The organism is Rhizobium lentis (assembly GCF_014200175.1).
Classification (GTDB): Bacteria; Pseudomonadota; Alphaproteobacteria; order Rhizobiales; family Rhizobiaceae; genus Rhizobium; species Rhizobium mulingense.
Genome location: NZ_JACHBD010000003.1, coordinates 259,226 through 279,585, shown reverse-complemented (window position 1 = coordinate 279,585; position 20,360 = coordinate 259,226). Strand labels below are relative to the sequence as shown.

The window sequence follows — 20,360 nt, the reverse complement described above, 5'->3', positions numbered from 1 at the left end:
ACAGTCAGCATTGTTCTCGCGGCGAGTTCAACAAAGGTAGTCCTGCTTTGCGTAAACCGTCGACGAAATGGTCGTAGTGGTTGGTGGCGACATATGGTGTCAGAAACTTCCAGTAGTGTTCGAGGTCCATCGGTGCGTGTGCTAGAATTTCCGGTATTAGCCGCCGCGCTTCGTCGTGGCGATCGAGCTGTCCTAGACTCGCGAGGAGCACGAGTCGGTTGAAATAGGCGCGGCGGAGCGACAGTCCGCGTTCGGAATAGTGAGTGGCCTCCTCGTAGTTGCCGAGATGGTAATGAGACAACGCTAGTCGGTCGAAAAAGAGATAGGTAAAGGGGTCATGCGGACTGAGCCGCAGGGCCATGTGGAGCGGGTCGCAGGCTTCGGCGAAATGGCCGGCGAAAATGCGAGCCCATCCGAGCGCCATATGCGCTAGTGCAAAATTGGGGTTGAGATCGATCGCCTGCTGGGACGCCTCGACCGCGGCTGGAGCGTTATGGGCCGCAAAATGGCCGAGGCACATAACATAATGAGAGTAGGGATCGCGCGGGTCGAGCGCGACAGCACGCTCTGCCTCGAGGCGAAGTTCAGTGCTGTCCCTGTCGACGTCGTCGCTGAAGCCGCGGAGACAGCGGGCGTAGAGCGAGCGGGCCAACATCATGTGGGCGCGCGCAAAGCTGGGATCGAGTTCGATGGCTCGCCGATGCCAGATGATGGCCTCGGTGAAATGCTCTGCCGTATCCTGTGCGTTATGCAGCCAGGTGCCGCGCATGTGGCTCTCGTAGGCATCCAGGTTGTCCGTGGTTCGCAGCAGCGCACGGCGGCTCTCGCCGATAAGGATTTCAGGCTCGATGGCCCCGACGACGTTTTGGGTAAGTTCGTCCTGAATGGCGAAGATATCGGCGATTTCACGGTCGTAGCGTTGTGCCCAGAGGTGCACGCCGCTTTCCGCCTCGATCAACTGGCCTGTGACGCGAATACGCATCCCGACCCTGCGCACGCTGCCTTCTACGATATAGCGCACGCCGAGATCGCGCCCGATTTGCTTCACATCAACCGCGCGCCCCTTAAACACAAAGGACGAGTTCTGAGCGATGACGAAAAACCAGCGATAAAGCGAGAGCGCCGTGATGATGTCTTCGGTCAAGCCATCGGCGAAGAACTCCTGCTCCGGGTCATCGGACATGTTGACGAAGGGTAATACGGCGATCGACGGTTTGTCAGGCAGTCTGAGTGGTCCGCCGAGCACCCCCGCTTCAACAGGGTCCTCGCGGCTCCAGTCAACCCGATGCACGGGCACGGGGCGGGGAATGTTTTTCAGAGCGCGATCGCCCATCGACACGAGCGGAAAGTCCAGCTTGCCCTCGATCTGCTCCCGCAAAGCCCCGGAAATGCAGATACCTGAAGGCAGCGCCACTTCTTGAAGGCGGGCGGCGACGTTCACGCCGTCGCCAAGCAAGTTGTCTCCGGAGACGACGACATCGCCGAGGTTGAGCCCAAGGCGGAACTCCATGCGTCGATCCACAGGCAGGTCCGCATTTCGGCGATGGAGGGCGCGCTGGATCGCGACGGCTGCACGGACGCCTTGTACTGCGCTGTGGAATTCGGCGACCACGCTATCTCCGGCGCTGCCGAAAATCCGCCCGCCATGCTCGCGCACCAGATCACCGATGGTGGCGCCATAGACACTGAGTGTCGCAAGGGCGTCTTCCTCGTTGGCTGCAACAAGGCGAGTGTAACCGGCAACGTCGCCGGCAAGTATCACTGCTAGCTTTCGTTCCACGGGGTGAGCGCTCCTGCGGCGCCGCCAGAACTATATAAATCTAGCTGAAATGCCGAGAACGGAGAAGCGAAATCGCCTCCGGAGCGTGAACTCGGCGTTGCAGTTCGTGGTGCGAGGGCTAGGCGATGTTCGCTCGGCGGGGAGGGATCCGATCGCGAATGGCCGCATCGATTGCGGGACGTCCGTTTGCCTCACATCGGCATCGGGTACTGGCGGTGAACCTTTTCGATTTCAGCCAAAACCTCGATCGACAGCTTGAGATTGACGGAACTCAGGTCAGTATCGAGCTGTTTCATCGACGTCGCGCCGATGATGACCGATGTCATGAAGGGTCTCGACAGGCAGAAGGCGAGCGCCATGGCCGCCGGGTCGAGACCGTATCGGACAGCGATTTCCAGATAGGCCTTGGTTGCCGGCTCCTGCAACGGCTGCAGGCGGCCGCCGATATCGGGATTGATCGAAGCGCGCGACCCCTTCGGCCTGCCGCCATCGACATATTTGCCGGTCAGGATGCCGCCGGCGAGCGGTGAATAGGCGAGTAGTCCGACGTCCTCGTGATGCGAGAGCTCGGCGAGATCGAGGTCGAAATGGCGGTAGAGCAGATTGTATTCGTTCTGGACGCTCGCGACGCGCGGCAGGCTCTTCTGTTCGGAGAGCGTCAGATATTTCTGTATGCCCCAGGTGGTTTCGTTGGAAAGGCCGATCGCGCGGATCTTGCCCTCCTTCACCAGCGCGCCGAGCGTCTCCAGAATCTCGAGCATGTTGGCGACGGCCTTCTCGCGATCCTGGGTGAACGGATTGTAGCCCCAGTTCTGGCGGAAGTGAAAATGGCCGCGGTTCGGCCAGTGGACTTGGTAGAGATCGACGTAATCGGTCTGCAGCCGCTTCAGGCTGGCTTCGAGCGCCAGGCGGACGTTTTTTGCATTCGCGCCCTCGCCGCCGCGCAGATAATCGCGGCCGCGGCCGGCGACCTTGGTGGCCAGCACGATATCGCTGCGCTTGCCTGATTTGCTGAACCAGCTGCCGATATAGTCTTCGGTCCAGCCCTGCGTTTCGGGCGAGACCGGCGTTGTCGGGTAGAGCTCGGCGGTATCGAAGAAATTGACTCCCTTTTCGACGGCGTAATCCATCTGCGCATGCGCGTCGGTTTCGCTATTCTGCGAGCCCCAGGTCATGGTGCCAAGGCAGATTTCTGAAACGGAAATATCTGTGCGGCCGAGTGACTTGTACTTCATGGAGAAAAAACCCTGGGAACGATCTGGAGATGGAAGCCTTGGGAGGACCGGGCAAATCTAGGCCGGATTCGACAGAGCGCAAGAGCAAAAACCGGGCTTTTGCGCCGGGGCGAAAGGCTTTGCGCAGAAGGTGCCGCCACTTGACTCTGCCGGAAAGAATGTCAATTGGAGGCAAAACAGCCTCGAGGGGCGCAATCAGGGACATCAGAATGACCATTGCTTTCACTTTTCCCGGCCAGGGCAGTCAGGCCGTCGGCATGGGCAAGGATCTGGCCGAGAATTTCGCGGAAGCCCGCGCCGTTTTCGAAGAAGTCGACGAGGCGCTCGGTGAAAAGCTTTCGGACGTCATGTTCAACGGTCCCGAGGACACGTTGACCTTGACGGCGAACGCCCAGCCGGCGCTGATGGCCGTCTCGATCGCCGTGGTCCGTGTTCTCCAAGCCAAGGGGCTGGATCTGAAGTCCAAGGTCGCCTATGTCGCCGGCCACTCGCTCGGCGAATATTCGGCACTTTGCGCCGCCGGCACCTTTTCACTCGCCGATACGGCGCGGCTGCTGCGCATTCGCGGCAATGCCATGCAGGCCGCCGTTCCCGTCGGCGTCGGTGCCATGGCGGCGATCATCGGACTGGAACATGCCGATGTCGTCGCCGTCTGCGAAGAGGCTGCCGCCACCGGCGCCTGCCAGATCGCCAACGACAATGGCGGCGGCCAGATCGTCATCTCGGGCGAGAAGGCTGCCGTCGAAAAGGCGGCCGGCCTGGCAACCGATAAGGGCGCCAAGCGCGCCATCCTGCTGCCGGTCTCGGCTCCCTTTCATTCCAAGCTGATGGCGCCTGCGGCCGAGGCCATGCGCGCGGCGCTGGCGACGGTCGCCAAGTCCGATCCGCTCGTGCCCCTCATCGCCAATGTTCGCGCCGCCCCTGTGACCGGTGCCGACGAGATCGCGAACCTCCTGGTCGAACAGGTGACCGGCCAGGTCCGCTGGCGCGAGACCGTGGAGTGGTTCGCCGGCAATGGCGTCACCACGCTTTATGAACTCGGTTCCGGCAAGGTGCTGACCGGTCTTGCTCGCCGCATCGACAAAACAGTCAACGGCATCTCCATCGGCGGCCCGGCGGATATCGACGCGGCCGTCGCCGCCCTCATGGCCTGATTGATATCTCCAGATATAAGGAACGTTTCCATGTTCGATCTTTCCGGCCGCAAGGCTCTCGTCACCGGCGCATCGGGTGGTATCGGCGAGGAAATCGCCCGCCTTCTTCATAAGCAGGGCGCCATCGTCGGCCTGCACGGCACCCGCGTCGAGAAGCTGGAAGCGCTGGCGGCCGAGCTCGGCGAGCGCGTCAAGATCTTCCCGGCCAACCTGTCGGACCGCGACGAGGTCAAGGCGCTCGGCCAGAAGGCCGAAGCCGAACTCGAAGGCGTCGATATCCTCGTCAATAATGCCGGCATCACCAGGGACGGCCTCTTCGTGCGCATGAGCGACGAGGACTGGGACGCCGTCCTCGAAGTCAATCTGACGTCGACGTTCCGCCTGACGCGCGAGTTGACGCACCCGATGATGCGCCGCCGTTATGGCCGCATCATCAACATCACCTCCGTCGTCGGCGTTACCGGCAATCCGGGGCAGGCCAACTATTGCGCCTCCAAGGCCGGCATGATCGGTTTCACCAAGTCGCTGGCGCAGGAAATCGCCACCCGCAACGTGACCGTCAACTGTGTCGCACCCGGCTTCATCGAAAGCGCCATGACCGGCAAGCTGAACGATAAACAGAAGGAAGCTATCATGGGGACGATCCCGATGAAGCGGATGGGCACGGGCGGCGAAGTCGCTTCGGCGGTTGCCTATCTTGCGTCCTCCGAGGCTGCCTACATGACCGGTCAGACGCTGCACGTAAACGGCGGCATGGCGATGATCTGAAACGACAAACCATCGGCGCAGGGATAATTCCGCCAATAGCATGTTGAGCAATCACGAAGCGTTGATTTTCTGGCTTTGCGGCAGACTTAAACCATGTTAAGCGGGCCATGACTGTGAACAGTCGTCCCGAGAAAGCAGACGGACCGGCGGGCTTTTCGCAAGCCTCGGAAATCTCTGAAGCCGGGTAAACGAGTTTGCCGAGGATGTCTGAATACATCGCAGGCTGAAACAGGGTAGGGTGCCGCAACGGCATTCCGATCAGGACATAAGGTCGAGGAAACCGACATGAGCGATATCGCAGAACGCGTAAAGAAAATTGTTATTGATCATCTTGGCGTCGATGCCGACAAGGTCGTCGAGAGCGCCAGCTTTATCGACGATCTGGGCGCCGACTCGCTCGACACGGTCGAACTTGTCATGGCTTTCGAAGAAGAATTCGGCGTTGAAATCCCCGACGACGCTGCCGACTCGATCCTGACGGTTGGCGATGCAGTGAAGTTTATTGAGAAGGCCCAGGCCTGATCCTGTAGATTTGAGAAAGGGCGGGCCTGGAGTCCGCCCTTTTCTTTTCGGCCTATTTCTCCATAGAACATAAGAGACGGGGGAAGCACGCGATGAGACGTGTCGTCATCACTGGTACCGGCATGGTATCACCCTTGGGATGCGGGACTGAGGTGACGTGGTCGCGGCTGCTCGCCGGCCAGAACGGCGCTCGCCTCGTCACCGAATTCGAGGTCGACGACCTTCCCGCCAAGATCGCCTGCCGTATTCCGCTCGGTGACGGCGCCGACGGCACCTTCAATGTCGATCAGTGGATGGAGCCGAAGGAACAGCGCAAGGTCGATCCCTTTATCATCTACGGCATGGCTGCCGCCGACATGGCGCTTGCCGACGCGAACTGGCATCCCGAGAGCGACGAGGACCAGATCGCCACCGGCGTGCTGATCGGCTCCGGTATCGGCGGCATCGAAGGCATCGTCGAGGCAGGCTACACCCTGCGCGACAAGGGCCCGCGCCGTATCTCCCCCTTCTTCATTCCCGGCCGCCTGATCAATCTGGTTTCCGGTCAGGTGTCGATCCGCCACAAGCTGCGCGGACCCAATCATTCGGTCGTCACCGCCTGCTCGACGGGCGCGCATGCGATCGGCGATGCCGCGCGCCTGATCGCGCTTGGCGATGCCGACGTCATGGTCGCAGGCGGCACGGAATCCCCCGTCAGCCGCATTTCGCTCGCAGGCTTTGCCGCCTGCAAAGCGCTGTCGACCCAGCACAACGACGATCCGCAGAAGGCCTCGCGCCCCTATGACCGCGACCGCGACGGCTTCGTCATGGGCGAGGGCGCCGGCATCGTCGTGCTCGAAGAACTGGAACATGCCAGGGCGCGCGGCGCCAGGATTTACGCCGAGGTCGTCGGTTACGGCCTATCGGGCGATGCCTATCATATCACCGCGCCGTCCGAAGACGGCGAGGGGGCCGGTCGCTGCATGGCGATGGCGCTGAAGCGCGCCGGGTTGACGCCGGCCGATATCGACTACATCAACGCCCATGGTACTTCGACCATGGCCGACACGATCGAACTCGGAGCGGTCGAGCGGCTGGTCGGCAATGCGGCGTCGAAGATCTCCATGTCCTCAACCAAGTCGGCGACCGGACACCTTCTCGGCGCGGCCGGCGCCATCGAGGCGATCTTCGCGACGCTGGCCATCCGTGACAATATCGCGCCGCCGACGCTCAATCTCGACAATCCCGAACGCGAGACGGCGATCGATCTTGTTCCGCACAAGGCGCGCGAGCGAGAAATCAACGTGGCCCTGTCCAATTCGTTCGGATTCGGCGGCACGAACGCGTCGCTCGTGCTGCGCCGTTACGCGCAGTAAAGGGCTTGCCATAGCGGGCGCGCTGGAGTTGAACGACCGGCAGCGGCTTCGTTGAACTGTGGCAGAACCTGCTTTTGCCGCATTGCTTCGCGAAATAGCGGAATGAGGGCCAAGTTTTAGAGGATTGCCGGTGAGCGATACGACGAACCAGAGGAACGACAGCCAAGCGCAGAAGGGACCGATCATCCCGAAGTCGCCGAACGAGGCCCTGCGTCCGGAGCGTGTTCCGGAGCCGCCGAAGCGCTCCAGGAACGCGCGCAGCCAGATCGTCCTCTTTCTGAACTTCATCATGACGATGGCGGTCCTGGTCTGCGTCGTCGCGGTCATCGCCTTCTACTACGCGACATCGACCTATCAGAGCCCGGGTCCGCTGCAGACGAACACCAATTTCATCGTCCGCAACGGCGCGGGTCTCGCCGAAATCGCTTCGAACCTCGAGCGCAATGCGATCATCTCCGATGCCCGCATCTTCCGATATCTGACGGCGACGCATCTTTCCGCCGGCGAGAGCTTGAAGGCGGGCGAATACGAGATCAAGGCGAAAGCCTCCATGAGCGATATCATGGAGCTGCTGAAATCGGGCAAGTCCATCCTCTATTCGGTATCCTTCCCCGAAGGCCTGACGGTTCGCCAGATGTTTGACCGGATGCTGCAGGATCCGGTCCTGGAAGGTGACCTGCCGGCCGCACTGCCGGCCGAAGGCAGCCTGCGTCCTGACACCTACAAGTTCTCGCGTGGCACCAAGCGTTCGGAAATCATCGAACAGATGGCGGCGGCACAGCAGAAGCTCGTCGATCAGGTCTGGGACAAGCGTGATTCCTCGCTGCCGCTGCGATCCAAGCAAGAATTCGTCACCCTCGCCTCCATCGTCGAGAAGGAGACCGGCGTTCCCGACGAACGTGCCCATGTCGCCTCCGTTTTCCTGAACCGGCTTGGCAAGGGCATGCGCCTGCAGTCCGATCCGACGATCATCTACGGGCTCTTCGGGGGCGAGGGAAAGCCGGCCGACCGGCCGATCTACCAGTCGGACCTGAAGCGGGACACGCCCTATAATACCTATGTCATCAAGGGTCTGCCGCCGACGCCGATCGCCAATCCCGGCAAGGATGCGCTGGAAGCCGTCGCCAACCCTTGGAAAACCCAGGATCTCTATTTCGTCGCCGACGGCACTGGCGGCCACGTTTTCGCCGCGACGCTCGAAGAGCACAATGCCAACGTCAAGCGCTGGCGCAAGCTCGAGGCTGACAAGGGTTCGGATCCGAATATTGCGGTCGATGGCCAGCCGGAAGAGCAGCCGGGCGAGAACGGCGCAACTGTCGTGCCGCCGAAGAAAAAGAAGATCAACTGACAGATTTCGGGAGGCTCGCATGGCTTTGCAGTCCATGACCGGTTTTGCGCGGCGCGAGGGAACGAGCGGCCGCTGGCGCTGGGCATGGGAGTTGCGCTCGGTCAACGGCAAGGGCTTCGACCTGCGCCTGCGCCTGCCGCCCGGCCTTGAACGCATGGAGGCGGAGGTCCGCCGCCTTGCCGGCGAAAGTTTCAGCCGCGGCAACCTGCAGGCTTCGCTTTCGGTCACTGCCGACGAGAACCGTTTCGAGGCGGTGCTGAACAGACAAGCGCTTGCCGCCGTGCTTGCGATGCGCGAGCAGCTGGTGGACGTAATCGATCCTTCGCCGCTGAAGCTCGATACGCTGCTTCTGGTGCGCGGCATCGTGGAGTTCCGCGAGGGTGAGGACGGCGAGGAGGCGCTGGCCGCCCGGGATGCCGATATTGCCGCCGGCCTCATGGGCGCGCTTGCCGACCTCCGGGCGATGCGCGAGCAGGAAGGCGCGGCGCTCTCCCGCATCCTTCTCGACCACGTCGCAACGATCGAGGGCCTGACGCGGACGATCGAGACGGATCCCTCGCGCTCGCCGCAGGAGATCGCCTCCCGGCTCGCGGCACAGGTCGCCTTGTTGATGGACGGCATGGCCGCGCTTGACCGCGACAGACTGCATGCCGAAGCCGCGCTGTTGGCAACCAAGGCGGATCTGCGCGAGGAAATCGACCGCCTGAAGGCGCATATCGCTGCAGCGCGCGATCTCCTGGTGAAAGGGGGGCCTGCCGGACGCCGGCTGGACTTCCTTGCACAGGAATTTAACCGCGAATCGAATACCATCTGCTCGAAGTCGAATGCCTCGGCGGTTACCGCCGCCGGCATCGAGTTGAAAGTCGTGATCGACCAGTTCCGCGAGCAGGTCCAGAATTTGGAGTAGGACATGAAACCGGCGAAATCCTCGCCCGTGCAGATCGCCCGTCGCGGTCTGATGCTTGTCATCTCGTCGCCGTCCGGCGCCGGCAAGTCCACCATCGCGCGCACGCTGCTGGAGCAGGACAGGCAAATCGGCCTCTCCGTCAGCGTCACCACGCGGCAGCGCCGCCCGAGCGAAGTCGAGGATGTGCATTACCACTTCAAGAGTGTGCGCGAGTTCGAGCGGCTGCGCGATAGCGACGCGCTGCTCGAATGGGCCGAGGTGCATGGCAATTTCTATGGCACGCCGCGTGAGCCTGTGGAGCAAGCCATGGCCGAGGGACGTGACATGCTCTTCGACATCGACTGGCAGGGCGCCCAGCAATTGCAGGAGAAGATGTCGGCCGACGTCGTCTCGATCTTCGTGCTGCCGCCGACCATGACGGAACTCCAGTCGCGGCTGCATCGCCGCGCCGAGGATTCCGAGGAGGTCATCCAGACGCGTCTTGCCAACAGCCGCGCCGAGATCGGCCACTGGCGCGAATATGACTATGTCATCGTCAACGACGATCTCAACGCCGCCTTCGACTCCGTCCAGTCGATCGTCAAGGCCGAACGCCTGCGCCGCGACCGCCGCCATGGCATGTTCGATTTCGTCCGTGGATTGCTGGAAGAGACGCCGTCGCTCTAAATTAAAAGCATATCGCGCAAGGCTGCACAGCGGTTGAGGGCGCTTTAAAGGCTGTTTGCCAGAAGGCAGAATTCCTCGACGGACAACGTCTCCGCTCGCCGCGCCGGATCGATCCCGGCCTTGACGAGCAAACTCTCGCCGCCGAGGGGCTTCAGGCTCTGGCGCAGCATTTTGCGGCGCTGGCCGAAGGCGGCCTGCGTCACCTTTTCCAGATTGGCGACGGAGCAGGGGATGGGATTTTCCCGGGGCGTCAGATGCACCACCGTCGACGTCACCTTCGGCGGCGGCGTGAAGGCTTGCGGTGACACGTCAAAGGCCATGCGCGCCTCGGTCCGCCAGCCGCAGAGCACGCCGAGACGGCCGTAATGGTCGTCGTCCTCGCTGGCGACGATACGCTCGCCGACTTCCTTCTGAAACATCAGCGTCAGCGACTGCCAGAACGGCGGCCAAGCCCTCGGCAGCAGCCAGTTGACCAGCAACTGCGTGCCGACATTGTAGGGCAGGTTGGCGAGGATCTTGACCGGGCCTTCCGGCGCCAGGGACTCGAAATCCGTCTTCAGCGCATCGCCTTCGATCACCTCCAACCGGCCCGGATAGTGATCGGCGATCTCGGCGAGAGCCGGCAGGCAGCGCGTGTCCCGCTCGATGGCGATCACCTTCCTGGCGCCGAGGGCCAGGATCGCGCGCGTCAGCCCACCTGGGCCTGGGCCGACCTCGATCACGGTCGTTTCTTCGAGCGCGCCGGCCGTGCGGGCGATCTTCTGCGTCAGGTTGAGATCCAGCAGGAAGTTCTGCCCGAGCGCCTTTCGCGCATCGAGGCCGTGACGCTGAATGACGTCGCGAAGCGGCGGCAGGCCATCGAGTGCTGCCATCAGCGGCGGCTTTCCCAAGTGCGGCCGAGGTGAAAGGCGAGCTTCAGCGCCGCAACGAGGCTCTGCTCGCGCGCCAGCCCTTTGCCGGCAATGCCGAAAGCGGTGCCGTGATCCGGCGAGGTGCGCACGAAGGGAAGTCCGAGCGTGACGTTGACGCTGTCGTCGAAGCCGAGCGCCTTGGCGGGGATCAGGGCCTGATCGTGATACATGCAGATGGCGACGTCGTATCGCACCCGCGCCTCGTCATGGAACATCGTATCGGCGGGCAGGGGGCCGATGGCGTCAATGCCCTCGTCGCGCAGGCGCTCGATGGCCGGGCGGATGACATCCTCGTCTTCCCTCCCGATCGTCCCGGTTTCACCGGCATGCGGATTGAGGCCGGCAACCGCGAGCCGCGGCGCATCGATACCGAAGCGCTGCCTCAGATCGTCGTGAGCGATCCTGCAGGTTTCCATGACCAATTCCTCCGTCAGCGCCTGCGGCACGTCTCGAAGCGGAATGTGAATGGTGACGGGAATGGCCCTGAGCTTCGGTCCGGACAGCATCATGACAGGGGTCACCGGGCTGCCGGTTGCCCTGGCAGCCAGATCGGCGAGAAATTCGGTATGGCCGGGAAAGCGAAAGCCCGCCTCATAGAGAACGGCCTTGGCGATCGGATTGGTGACGACCGCGAGCGCCTCGCCTCCGATGACAAGCGATACGGCTTTTTCGATCGCCGCGATCGTGCCTTTGGCCGTTGCCACATGCGGTTCACCGGCCACCACCTCGATGCCGGCCGGCACGCTGATGACGGGCAGCGCATCGGCAAATATGCCGATGGCCTCGTCGGCCCTGGCGATCTCACGGATAGAAACCGCCAGGTTGAGCTGGCGGGCTCGCAAGGCCAAGACATCAGGATCGCCGATCAGGAAAAAAGGCGGGAGCCCGAGTTCACGCCGCCGAAGCCAGGCCATCAGCGTGATATCCGGCCCGATGCCGGCGGGATCGCCCTGGCTCAGTGCAAGCGGTCGTGAGAACGGTGTCGCCATCGTCGGTCAGCGATAGGCGATCTGCGCCTTCTTGCGCAGTTCATCTAGGTATTTCTTGCTGTTCTCATTCTCCGGCGGACCGTTCTTGCCGGCCTTGGACTTGTCGAGATCCTCCTGACGGAAGACCATTTCAGCGGCCTGGTCGTCGGAGACCTGGCGCTGGCTGCAGATCGCCAGGTATTCGACGCCCTTGTCGGTAACGCGGGTGCCGGTCGTGTTGCCCTTGGCCTGCTCGACGAGCGGCTTCCAATCCGGCGGGATCTCGGGAGCGAGCATCCTGCCAAGGTCGCGCACGGCGACATCGCGCATCGTTGCGGCGAAGACCTTTGCCTGGTCGCAGCCGGGGAATTTCGAGCGCGACGCCTCGGCTTCGCCCTTGCGCTTGCCGGTGATGGCGGCGCGCTTGGCTTGCGGGATAACGAAGATGATCTGCTGGAGCATATATTCCGTCGTCACCGGCTTCTGCTTGTTGTTCTGCATCATGCGCGAGACGAGATCGTAATTCGACAGCCGCGAGGTCGAGCCGTAACGCGCATTGACGACACGCGGCCAGCTCATCTGCACGGCGATGAAGCCTTTGAAATGGTCGACGCCGACGCCGGCACGGTCGAGGATCTGCGACATCTGCTCGACGGAAAGCTTGTTGCCGGCCGAAAAGCGCGCGAAAGACGCATCGACGTCCTGCTGCGAAACCGACATATGGACGCGGGCGACCTCCTGCCGCTTGAGCGTTTCGTCGATCAACTGCTCCTTGGCGGTCTTGGCATCGGCTGCCGTATGCTGCAGGCGCAGGAAGGCCTGTCGCTTGGCGACATCGCCGCTGGTGATGGCAGTGCCGTTCACCACGGCCTGCACTTCGCTTGCCGCCAGCGCCGGGCCCGCAAGGCCTGTCAGCAAGGCAAGTGCTGCGCCGGCGAGAAAGGCGGTTATGGCTTTTTTCGCGTCAGTCATCTGTTGACCTCCCAATAGCGCCGCGAGACGTTGTTCGCGGCGTTCCTACCACAGTGCGAGACACGCGGAAATCGCTTCCGTCACGGCGCAAATCCCCTATGCCTCAGATATCGACTGGCGGCAATGTCCTGCACAGGCTTACGGCGAAAGAATGACTTGAGGTGATATTCACGCCGTCCGCCCGCTAGTTGGAGAGGGTATCGGTGCCGATCTTGATGTCGCCGAGCGTCCGGAAAGTCAGCCGCGCCCCGATCGTCCAGTCGCTTGCCGACTCGTCCTCGGAATCCCTGCTGTCCGTATAGGCGATCGTGAAGATCGTGCATTCGTCCTCATAGGAAAGGCCGAGTGTACGGCGGCTGATCACATCATTGTTCAGATCCCACGCGATGCCGCCGAAGATCGACCAGTAGTCCTTGAACTTGACTTTGCTGCTGGTCTGGATCTCGTCATTGTCCTCGGCGAAACCATAGGCCGGCTGGGCGCTGAGATGGGTGTAGGTCACCTGCGTCTGGAAGGTGTCGTTCTGATAGGCCGTCGTCAGGTCGCCGCGCCGGAACTCGAAATCCTTCTCGTCGAGACGGTAGGAGGCGGCGACGGACACACCGTATGGCGTTTCGACGCCGCCGAGGCCGACATAATCGGAGCGGTCGGTTTCGAGGCCAGAATCCGCGCCGACATTGACGAGGTCATCGGTTGCGAACGAGTTCTGGCCGGCGATCTGGTAAGACTGGCCGAAGATGCCGTGCAGCTTGTAACCGCTGTCGAAAGTCCCGGTATACTGGACGCCGACATTGGCGCGGGTGCCGCCTTCAATACGGTCGTAGCCTGAGAACTTGTCGCGGTCGAAAAGCGACGTGGCATCGAAGACGAAGCTTTGTGCATCCTCGTTTGGCAGCCGGCCGGCGAGTTGCTCGTCGGGACGGGCATAGATCTGTGCGATCGGTTCGAGGATATGGGTGCTGTTTTCCGTCGTCATCAGAATTGGATAACGCACTTCTAAGCCGGCGGTGAGCATCGAACGAGTGGCGGAATTATCGTCAAGGTAATTGCCGGCGTAACCGGTTGGATCATTCATGTTCAGCGCGAAAGCGTCGCCGCGCGCGGCCAGAAGCGGCGTGATCACCAGGCCGGTCGGCGTGACGTACGTGCGTTTCCATTGAAGTTCGGCGGTCAGGCGCGACGTCTGGCCTTTCAGGCCGCGGAAGCGGTCGAATCCGTCGACAGTATAGAAGTCGTCATGTGTGCGCGAAATATTCGTCAGGTTGACATCCGCGGACAGTTCGCCGCCTGCAAGCGGCTGGGGGGCGACATAATGATAATCGAGCGCGGGATAGACGATCGCCTGCTGTTTTTCGGCGGTGTTCGTGCGGTCGGCATCCTGGACGTCGAAATAAAACGCCCGCATGTCGAAATAATTCCGTTTGCCGAGGCCGGTCAGGTAGATCTGGTTCGTGCGATCCGTGCCGCTCAGGCCGCGGAGCTTGTAGGTCTTCGAGAAATTGTTGTCGCTCTGCATCATGACGTCCCAGCCGAACGTCCAGCGCGGATTGATGCGGAACTCCGCCTTTGACGCCACCATGCCGCGCTGTTCGGCTTCGGCATCGCTCGTACCGGAGCTGAAATTGCCCGGGCTCGCTTGGTCGATGCCGGCGACGCGCAGGATATGCGTGCCGTTTTCGAAGCGCTGACGGAATTCGCCTTCGACGAGGAAGCCCTGGGCCGTGTAGCCGGTTGCGGTGACCGTCGCATCCATGCTCGGCGAGATCACGTAATAATAAGGAATGGAAAGACCGAAGCCGAGATTCTGCGACAGGCTCATCGTCGGGAACAGGAAGCCGGACTTGCGTTTCACCGTATTGTCGGGAACCTCGATGAACGGCACGAAGGCAATCGGGTAACCGAGCAGCTCGAAGCGGGCCCGCTCCAGACGGATCGTATGGGTCTCGCCGTTTTGGATCACGCGCTTGGCCTTGACCTGCCAGAAGGGCGCACGCTTCGGATCTTCGGCGCAGGGAAGGCAGGCGGTGTAGACGCCCTTGTTGAGAATCATCTTCGTACCGCCGACACGCTCGCCGCTTTCGGCGACGATACGCGTATTGTCGGAGGTCTCGATGCGCAACGAGTTCAGGAACCCGTCGGCAAAGTTGTCGGTCACGTCTAGGTTGTCGGCATAGATGCGGTTGCCGTCCGGGCTGACCATCTCGACATTGCCGATCGCCATCATCCGGCCGGTCTTCTGATTGTACTCGACCTTCTGCGCGACCATCTTGTAGCCGCCATAGTTGATCTGCACGCCGCCGACCGCCGAGACGAGGTCGGCGTCACGATTATAGACGAGTTCATTGGCCGAAAGCAGCAGCTTGGCGCCTTCGGGAATCTTATTCTTGATATTTTGCTCAGGCGTGCTGGCCTGGCCGTAGGATGCCGGGGCGCTGCCGAAATAGGAACATAGAGCCGCACCGACAAGCAGGGCAACCAGTTGTTTACTAAAATACTTGCGGTCGCCTACCGCCACTAGCCGTCCTCCTGATGAAGCAAAATAGTCGCGCCCAAGGCCAGCGCGACGACCACCGGTATCCAGGTCGCCACGAAGGGAGGCACGACTCCACTGCTTCCGAATGCTTTTACAAGCACGGTGATGACATAAAGCATGAAGCCTGACAGGATTCCACCCAGAATCACGGGGCGGGATTGGTTGAACCGGCTAAATTTTAGGGACACTGTTGCAGCAATGAGAGTCATGGCCACCAGCAGCAATGGCTGGGACAACAGAGAGTTGAATTGCGTCTCCAATGCCTTGGTCGAGATGCCGAAGGATTTGGCCGCCGCGATGCGGTTGGAAAGGTCAAAGAAACCAATTGTTTCCGGCGCTGTCAGCCGCTCCTGGACGAAATCCTGTTTCAGATTGGTGCGAAGTTGGACCGAAGCTTTGCGCAGCGGGATTTCCCCAGGCTTACGCTCAACGACACCGTTAAGCTGCCAGTAACCATCTTCCAACTTTGCCGTGGCGGCATCCTGTCTCAGAATGACTCGGCCGCTTGAATCGAAATGGATCAACACGGCGTCAACCAGCTTGGTGCCGTTCTCCTGGACCGTCTGGGCGCCGATGATGACATCGTCGCGGCCGCTGATCTGGCGCAGCCACGGAATCTGCGGTGCCTTACGCAGAACCGCGTTTTCGCCGCGCCAGTCGGATTCGACGAGCAGTGCCTGGCGTTGCCCCCAGGCGGCAAGCGGGTTGAGCGCCGTCATCGTCAGCACGCCGAGCGCCAGCGAACCGGCGATGAAGGGAAACATGAACTGCCAGACCGAGATGCCGGCCGCGCGGGTAACGACGAGCTCATATTTGCGATTGAGCCCGATCAGCACCGTCATGCCGACGAAGAGCGCGATGAAGGGGATTGTCTGCTGCAGGATGAGCGGCAGGCGCACGGCGGTCATCACGATGCCGCCACCGATGGTGTAGCCGGGCAGGCCGGACATGCGGCCCGCCGTCTCGCTGAAATCGAGGAGAAAGGCGATCGCCGACACGCCGATCAGGAACCAGCCCGTCGTCGCCAGGTAGCGGCGAAAGAAATAACGCGACAATGTTCCGAACATCATTGGGCAGCGCCCCCGCCGGACCTGCTGGTCGCGGCAAGCAGTCTTTCCTGCGTGCGTCTCCAGGAAGCCGATATCCGCTCCCGGATGAACGAAGGCATGACGAGCCGCTTGTGCATGCTGAGGAAGATGATCGAGACGATGCTGCTGACGATCGGGATGGCGTAGAGAACGGCGATATATTCCGGATCGGTGTCGATTTGGTTCGCCGCGTAGAACGCAGCCCATCGGAACGCGAAGGCATAGGCGAGCGCGCTCACCATCGGATGCAGCCGTGCTTCGCGATGCGACCGCGCATCGCCGGCGATCGCCAGCGAAAACAGGGCAAAGACGACGGGCAGGATCCAGTCCGTCAGTCGCCGATGCAACTCGGCGCGATAGCTCTGCGGCCGGATCGTATAGTCTTTGTCGTTCGGATCCGGATTGAACAGGAACCACAGGTCGCGGTCGCTGGCTTTCAGCGTCGCCTGACCGCGGCTCTCCGTCATGTCAGAGAGGTCGAAGGAATAGGAATCAAAATTGATGACCGAGACGTTGCCGTCTGGCGTTTTGCGATGCACCTCGCCGTCATGCATGATCAGCGTCGTGCCGGTGTCGTCGACCGCGCCTTCCTTGGCGTAATAGATCAGCTCGTAGGCCGGGTCCCGCTCGTCGGCGACGAACAGGCCCTTCAGCATGCGGCCCGCCAGACGCTTCGAGATCTGCACATAGAGCCCCTCGTCGATCTTGCGGAAGGTTTTTTCCTCGATAACCGAGGAGAGAAGATCGGCATAGGTTTCGGCGATCATCTGACGCGCCACGGTCTTTGCCCGCGGCTCGACGATATTGTCGACGAAGAAGGAAAAGACGCTGATGACGGCGGCAAGCAGCAGGATCGGGCGGATCAGAATGCTGCGCCGTGCCCCGGCCGCGTCGATGACGGTCAGCTCGGAATCGTTGTTCATCGTCGTCAGCGTTTGGGTGATGGCGATGACAAGCGCGAAGGGCAGCACGACAGGAATGATCGACGGCAGGATCATCGTCGCCAGCTTGGCGAACGACCCGATCGACTGGCCGCTGTCGGTGACGAGGTTGATGCGCTGCAGCACCTGTGTCGTCCAAATGATCGCCAGCACGGGCAGGAGCGCCACGAGAAACATCTGGCCGACGCGCCGCAATATGTATGTCTCGAGTAGTTTCATGCCGGCCCTTGAAAGCACCTGCAGGCCCCAAACGGCTTGCAGGAGAATCCCTCTACGCTCTTTGTCGCGCTTTTGCGACAAGCAGGTGTCAAAAATTCATTCAAATTTCAGAATTTTTTTGGCTCTGTTGCGACTCAGTTAACGCCAGCAGCGCTGCGAAGACGACAAGCGAGGACAGCCATCCGAGCGTCACGTCGGAGAGGTAATGCGCGCCGAAGGATAGCCGCATGGCCGGCGTAAGGATCGAGATCGCGGCGATGGGCGGCACCAGCGCGTAGCGCAGCGATTTCGGGACGAAAAGCAGCAGGCAGAACAGCCATCCTGCGCTCGCCGCCTCGCCGGAGACGAAGGAGCAGTTTGAAACGCATTTGCCGGCAAGCGAACCGGCCTCGACGAAATGCAAGGCGCCGCCGAAAATATCCGTCTGCACCGGCCGCGGCCGGCCCCAATGTTCCTTCAGGATGACATTGACGAGCAGCACCGGCCCGATCAGCAGCGTTCCCAAGGCGACTTTGAGCTTGCGCGCCCGCTCGGCGTTGAAGGTTGCGCCGTGCTGCTGGTAACATTCGATGAGTTTCCACGCCATTACGATCGCGACGACATAGGGGAGGCGGAAGAAGATGGTGCGCAGCAGGTCGAAGTTCCCCGAGTCGCGATAGGGAAAGCCGCCGCAGATGCTTCCGGCAGAGACGGTCGCGTCGCACTCGGTGCCAACGAAAAAAAGCTGGGAAAAATAGATGTCGATCCCGGGGAAGGCGCGGAAGACGATCAGCAGCCCCCACCACGCCCAGAACAACAGCATGAATGCACCGAAACTCGTCTTCGGCAGGCGGATCACCGGGCCCCGCCATCGATTTTTCGAAAAACCTGTCAACGCGAATATCTACGAAACTGACGAAAACATGTGAGCCTGGACGGCCGCGGGCGACCATAACAAGTGTCGCAAGCCATTGACAGACCCGACAAACGCGAAATTATCCGCCAGGGACGGATTTCAGAGAATCCCAGCGGAGAAGACATGTCAGCAAAGTTTGAAATTTCATTCTCGAAGTCGGCGAAGCTCCATGGCGGCCTGGCGATCCTGTTGAAGACTGCGGAGGCCGACGGCGCCGCAGGCGCTGAAACGGCCGATCCGGCAGGCGTGATCGCCAAGGCTGCGAAGATCGCGCGATTCTCCGCCAAATCCATGGCCGCGCTCGATATCGTCGCCCCGGAAGGTGCGCCGGTCGAACGCATCGTCGTCCTCGGGCTTGGCAAGGCCGCCGAACTCACCGCCCATGACTGGCTGAAGGCCGGCGGTGCTGCGGCATCGAAAATCAAGAATACCGACAAGGCTGCCGTCTTCCTCGACGTCCCCGGCCTGACGACGGACGCGCGCGCGGCCGCCGATTTTGCGCTCGGCATGCTGCTACGGGGCTACAGCTTCGACGCCTATAAGACAAAGAAGAATGACGACGAGGAGAAACCGGCGAAACCCGTCAAGGTGACGATCGTCACCGCCGACGTGACCGGCGCCAAGAAAGCATTTTCCGATTCCGAAGCGATCGCAGGCGGCGTCAATCTTGCCCGTGACCTTGTCAACGAGCCGCCGAATGCACTTGGCCCCGTCGAATTCGCCGCCAGGGCAAAGGAGCTGGAAAAGCTCGGCGTCGACGTGGAAATCCTGACCGAGAAGGAAATGCGCCGTCTTGGCATGGGCGCCTTGCTCGGCGTCGCCCAGGGTTCCGTGCGCCCGCCGCGTCTCGCGATCATGCAGTGGAAAGGCGGCAAATCCAAGGATCGTCCCGTCGCCTTCATCGGCAAGGGCGTCGTCTTCGATACCGGTGGCATTTCCATCAAGCCGGCCGCCGGGATGGAAGACATGAAGGGCGATATGGGCGGCGCCGCAGCCGTGACCGGGCTGATGCATGTGCTCGCCTCCCGCAAGGCGGCCGTCAACGCCGTCGGCATCATCGGCCTGGTCGAGAACATGCCTGATGGCAACGCCCAGCGTCCCGGTGACATCGTCACCTCCATGTCCGGCCAGACGATCGAGGTGATCAATACCGATGCCGAGGGCCGCCTCGTGCTCTGCGACGCGCTCTGGTATTGCAATGATCGCTTCAAGCCGCAGTTCATGATCAATCTCGCCACCCTGACCGGCGCGATCGTCGTGGCGCTCGGCAATGTTCATGCCGGTCTGTTTTCCAATGACGATGAGCTTTCCGGCCAGCTGACGGCAGCCGGCCTTTCGACCAACGAGAAACTCTGGCGCATGCCGCTCGGCAAGGATTACGACAAGCTGATCGACAGCAAGTTCGCCGACATGAAGAACACCGGCGGCCGCCAGGCCGGCTCGATCACCGCAGCGCATTTCCTCAAGCGTTTCGTGCAGGACACGCCCTGGGCGCATCTCGATATTGCCGGCACGGCGATGGGCTCGCCGCAGGACGAGATCAACCAGTCCTGGGGATCGGGTTTCGGCGTGCGCCTGCTCGACGAGCTCGTCCGCGCCCATTATGAAGCCTGATGACCGACATTCTCTTCTATCATCTGACCGAATCCAGGCTGGAAGACGCGCTTCCGCCGCTCATCGACAAAAGCGTCGAGCGCGGCTGGCGCGTCGCCGTTCAGACGCGTGAGCCGGCGCGGCGCGATGCGCTCGATGCGCATCTTTGGACGTTCCGCGAAGAGAGTTTCCTGCCGCACGGCACCGACCAGGCCGATTTCGCCGAGAACCAGCCGGTGCTTTTGACGGTCACGTCGGACAACGCCAATGCGGCGACGGTGCGTTTCATCGTCGACGGCGCCGAGCCGCCGCCGGCAGACCCTTACGAGCGCATCGTCTTCATGTTCGACGGTCACGATCAGGAGCAACTGGAAGCGGCGCGCGCGCAATGGAAGAGGCTGAAAGGCGAGGGGCATAACCTCACCTATTGGCAGCAGACGCCGGAAGGACGGTGGGAGAAGAAGGCCTGAGCAGGCCCCTCTAGGTCCTTGCCGTCGGGCTGACG

General features: G+C 61.7%; 18 protein-coding genes. 9 read left to right on the top strand and 9 right to left on the bottom strand.

What is annotated here, in order from left to right; translation table 11 throughout:
- Window positions 1-4: 4 nt before the first annotated feature.
- Both GGI60_RS09475 and GGI60_RS09470 read right to left on the bottom strand, forming a co-directional pair.
- Window positions 5-1,780 (bottom strand): adenylate/guanylate cyclase domain-containing protein, encoded by a 1,776-nt coding sequence (locus GGI60_RS09475; protein WP_183915077.1) that lies wholly within the window; start codon window positions 1,778-1,780, stop codon window positions 5-7.
- Window positions 1,781-1,971: 191 nt separating this feature from the next.
- Window positions 1,972-3,015, bottom strand: a complete 1,044-nt coding sequence (locus tag GGI60_RS09470; protein ID WP_183915075.1) for an aldo/keto reductase — start codon at window positions 3,013-3,015, stop codon at window positions 1,972-1,974.
- Between the two features lie 209 nt (window positions 3,016-3,224).
- Here GGI60_RS09470 and fabD point away from each other — a divergent pair, with 209 nt between their 5' ends.
- The 7 genes from fabD (at window position 3,225) to gmk (ending at window position 9,735) form a co-directional block, all read left to right on the top strand.
- Window positions 3,225-4,169, top strand: coding sequence for an ACP S-malonyltransferase (fabD, locus tag GGI60_RS09465; RefSeq protein ID WP_183915073.1), 945 nt, complete (start codon window positions 3,225-3,227; stop codon window positions 4,167-4,169).
- Window positions 4,170-4,199: 30 nt separating this feature from the next.
- The gene (gene fabG, locus GGI60_RS09460) at window positions 4,200-4,937 is read left to right on the top strand and encodes a 3-oxoacyl-[acyl-carrier-protein] reductase (RefSeq protein WP_183915070.1); all 738 of its coding nucleotides are present in this window, start codon (window positions 4,200-4,202) and stop codon (window positions 4,935-4,937) included.
- 285 nt (window positions 4,938-5,222) lie between these two features.
- On the top strand, window positions 5,223-5,459 hold the full coding sequence (locus tag GGI60_RS09455) for an acyl carrier protein (RefSeq protein WP_003547058.1): 237 nt from the start codon (window positions 5,223-5,225) through the stop codon (window positions 5,457-5,459).
- A 92-nt stretch (window positions 5,460-5,551) separates the two neighbouring features.
- On the top strand, window positions 5,552-6,814 hold the full coding sequence (gene fabF, locus GGI60_RS09450) for a beta-ketoacyl-ACP synthase II (protein ID WP_183915068.1): 1,263 nt from the start codon (window positions 5,552-5,554) through the stop codon (window positions 6,812-6,814).
- Between the two features lie 130 nt (window positions 6,815-6,944).
- Window positions 6,945-8,162, top strand: coding sequence for an endolytic transglycosylase MltG (gene mltG, locus GGI60_RS09445; protein ID WP_183915066.1), 1,218 nt, complete (start codon window positions 6,945-6,947; stop codon window positions 8,160-8,162).
- A 19-nt stretch (window positions 8,163-8,181) separates the two neighbouring features.
- Window positions 8,182-9,069 carry a YicC/YloC family endoribonuclease gene (locus tag GGI60_RS09440; protein ID WP_183915064.1) on the top strand — a complete coding sequence of 296 codons (888 nt, stop codon included), beginning with the start codon at window positions 8,182-8,184 and terminating at the stop codon, window positions 9,067-9,069.
- A 3-nt stretch (window positions 9,070-9,072) separates the two neighbouring features.
- Complete coding sequence (gene gmk / locus GGI60_RS09435; RefSeq protein ID WP_097580303.1) at window positions 9,073-9,735, top strand: guanylate kinase; 663 nt, start codon at window positions 9,073-9,075, stop codon at window positions 9,733-9,735.
- Window positions 9,736-9,779: 44 nt separating this feature from the next.
- On the opposite strand, the gene rsmA is transcribed toward gmk, so the two are convergent.
- From rsmA to GGI60_RS09400, 7 genes are all read right to left on the bottom strand, one after another.
- Window positions 9,780-10,607, bottom strand: a complete 828-nt coding sequence (gene rsmA, locus GGI60_RS09430; protein WP_183915062.1) for a 16S rRNA (adenine(1518)-N(6)/adenine(1519)-N(6))-dimethyltransferase RsmA — start codon at window positions 10,605-10,607, stop codon at window positions 9,780-9,782.
- A complete protein-coding gene (gene pdxA / locus GGI60_RS09425; protein ID WP_183915061.1) occupies window positions 10,607-11,635 on the bottom strand; it encodes a 4-hydroxythreonine-4-phosphate dehydrogenase PdxA in 1,029 nt (342 codons plus the stop codon). Before pdxA ends, rsmA begins: the two co-directional genes overlap by 1 nt.
- A 6-nt stretch (window positions 11,636-11,641) precedes the next feature.
- Entirely contained in the window at window positions 11,642-12,586 is a 945-nt protein-coding gene (locus GGI60_RS09420) for a peptidylprolyl isomerase (protein WP_183915059.1), read from the bottom strand.
- A 184-nt stretch (window positions 12,587-12,770) separates the two neighbouring features.
- Entirely contained in the window at window positions 12,771-15,101 is a 2,331-nt protein-coding gene (locus GGI60_RS09415; RefSeq protein ID WP_183915057.1) for an LPS-assembly protein LptD, read from the bottom strand.
- Window positions 15,101-16,189 (bottom strand): LPS export ABC transporter permease LptG, encoded by a 1,089-nt coding sequence (gene lptG, locus GGI60_RS09410; RefSeq protein ID WP_064682109.1) that lies wholly within the window; start codon window positions 16,187-16,189, stop codon window positions 15,101-15,103. Before lptG ends, GGI60_RS09415 begins: the two co-directional genes overlap by 1 nt.
- Window positions 16,186-17,367 (bottom strand): LPS export ABC transporter permease LptF, encoded by a 1,182-nt coding sequence (gene lptF, locus GGI60_RS09405; protein WP_183915055.1) that lies wholly within the window; start codon window positions 17,365-17,367, stop codon window positions 16,186-16,188. The genes lptG and lptF overlap by 4 nt, the downstream gene beginning before the upstream one ends.
- Window positions 17,368-17,467: 100 nt before the next feature.
- A complete protein-coding gene (locus GGI60_RS09400; RefSeq protein WP_183915053.1) occupies window positions 17,468-18,241 on the bottom strand; it encodes a phosphatase PAP2 family protein in 774 nt (257 codons plus the stop codon).
- Window positions 18,242-18,385: 144 nt separating this feature from the next.
- Here GGI60_RS09400 and GGI60_RS09395 point away from each other — a divergent pair, with 144 nt between their 5' ends.
- Window positions 18,386-19,876 (top strand): leucyl aminopeptidase, encoded by a 1,491-nt coding sequence (locus GGI60_RS09395; RefSeq protein ID WP_183915052.1) that lies wholly within the window; start codon window positions 18,386-18,388, stop codon window positions 19,874-19,876.
- A complete protein-coding gene (locus GGI60_RS09390; RefSeq protein ID WP_183915050.1) occupies window positions 19,876-20,325 on the top strand; it encodes a DNA polymerase III subunit chi in 450 nt (149 codons plus the stop codon). Before GGI60_RS09395 ends, GGI60_RS09390 begins: the two co-directional genes overlap by 1 nt.
- Window positions 20,326-20,360 lie beyond the last annotated feature (35 nt).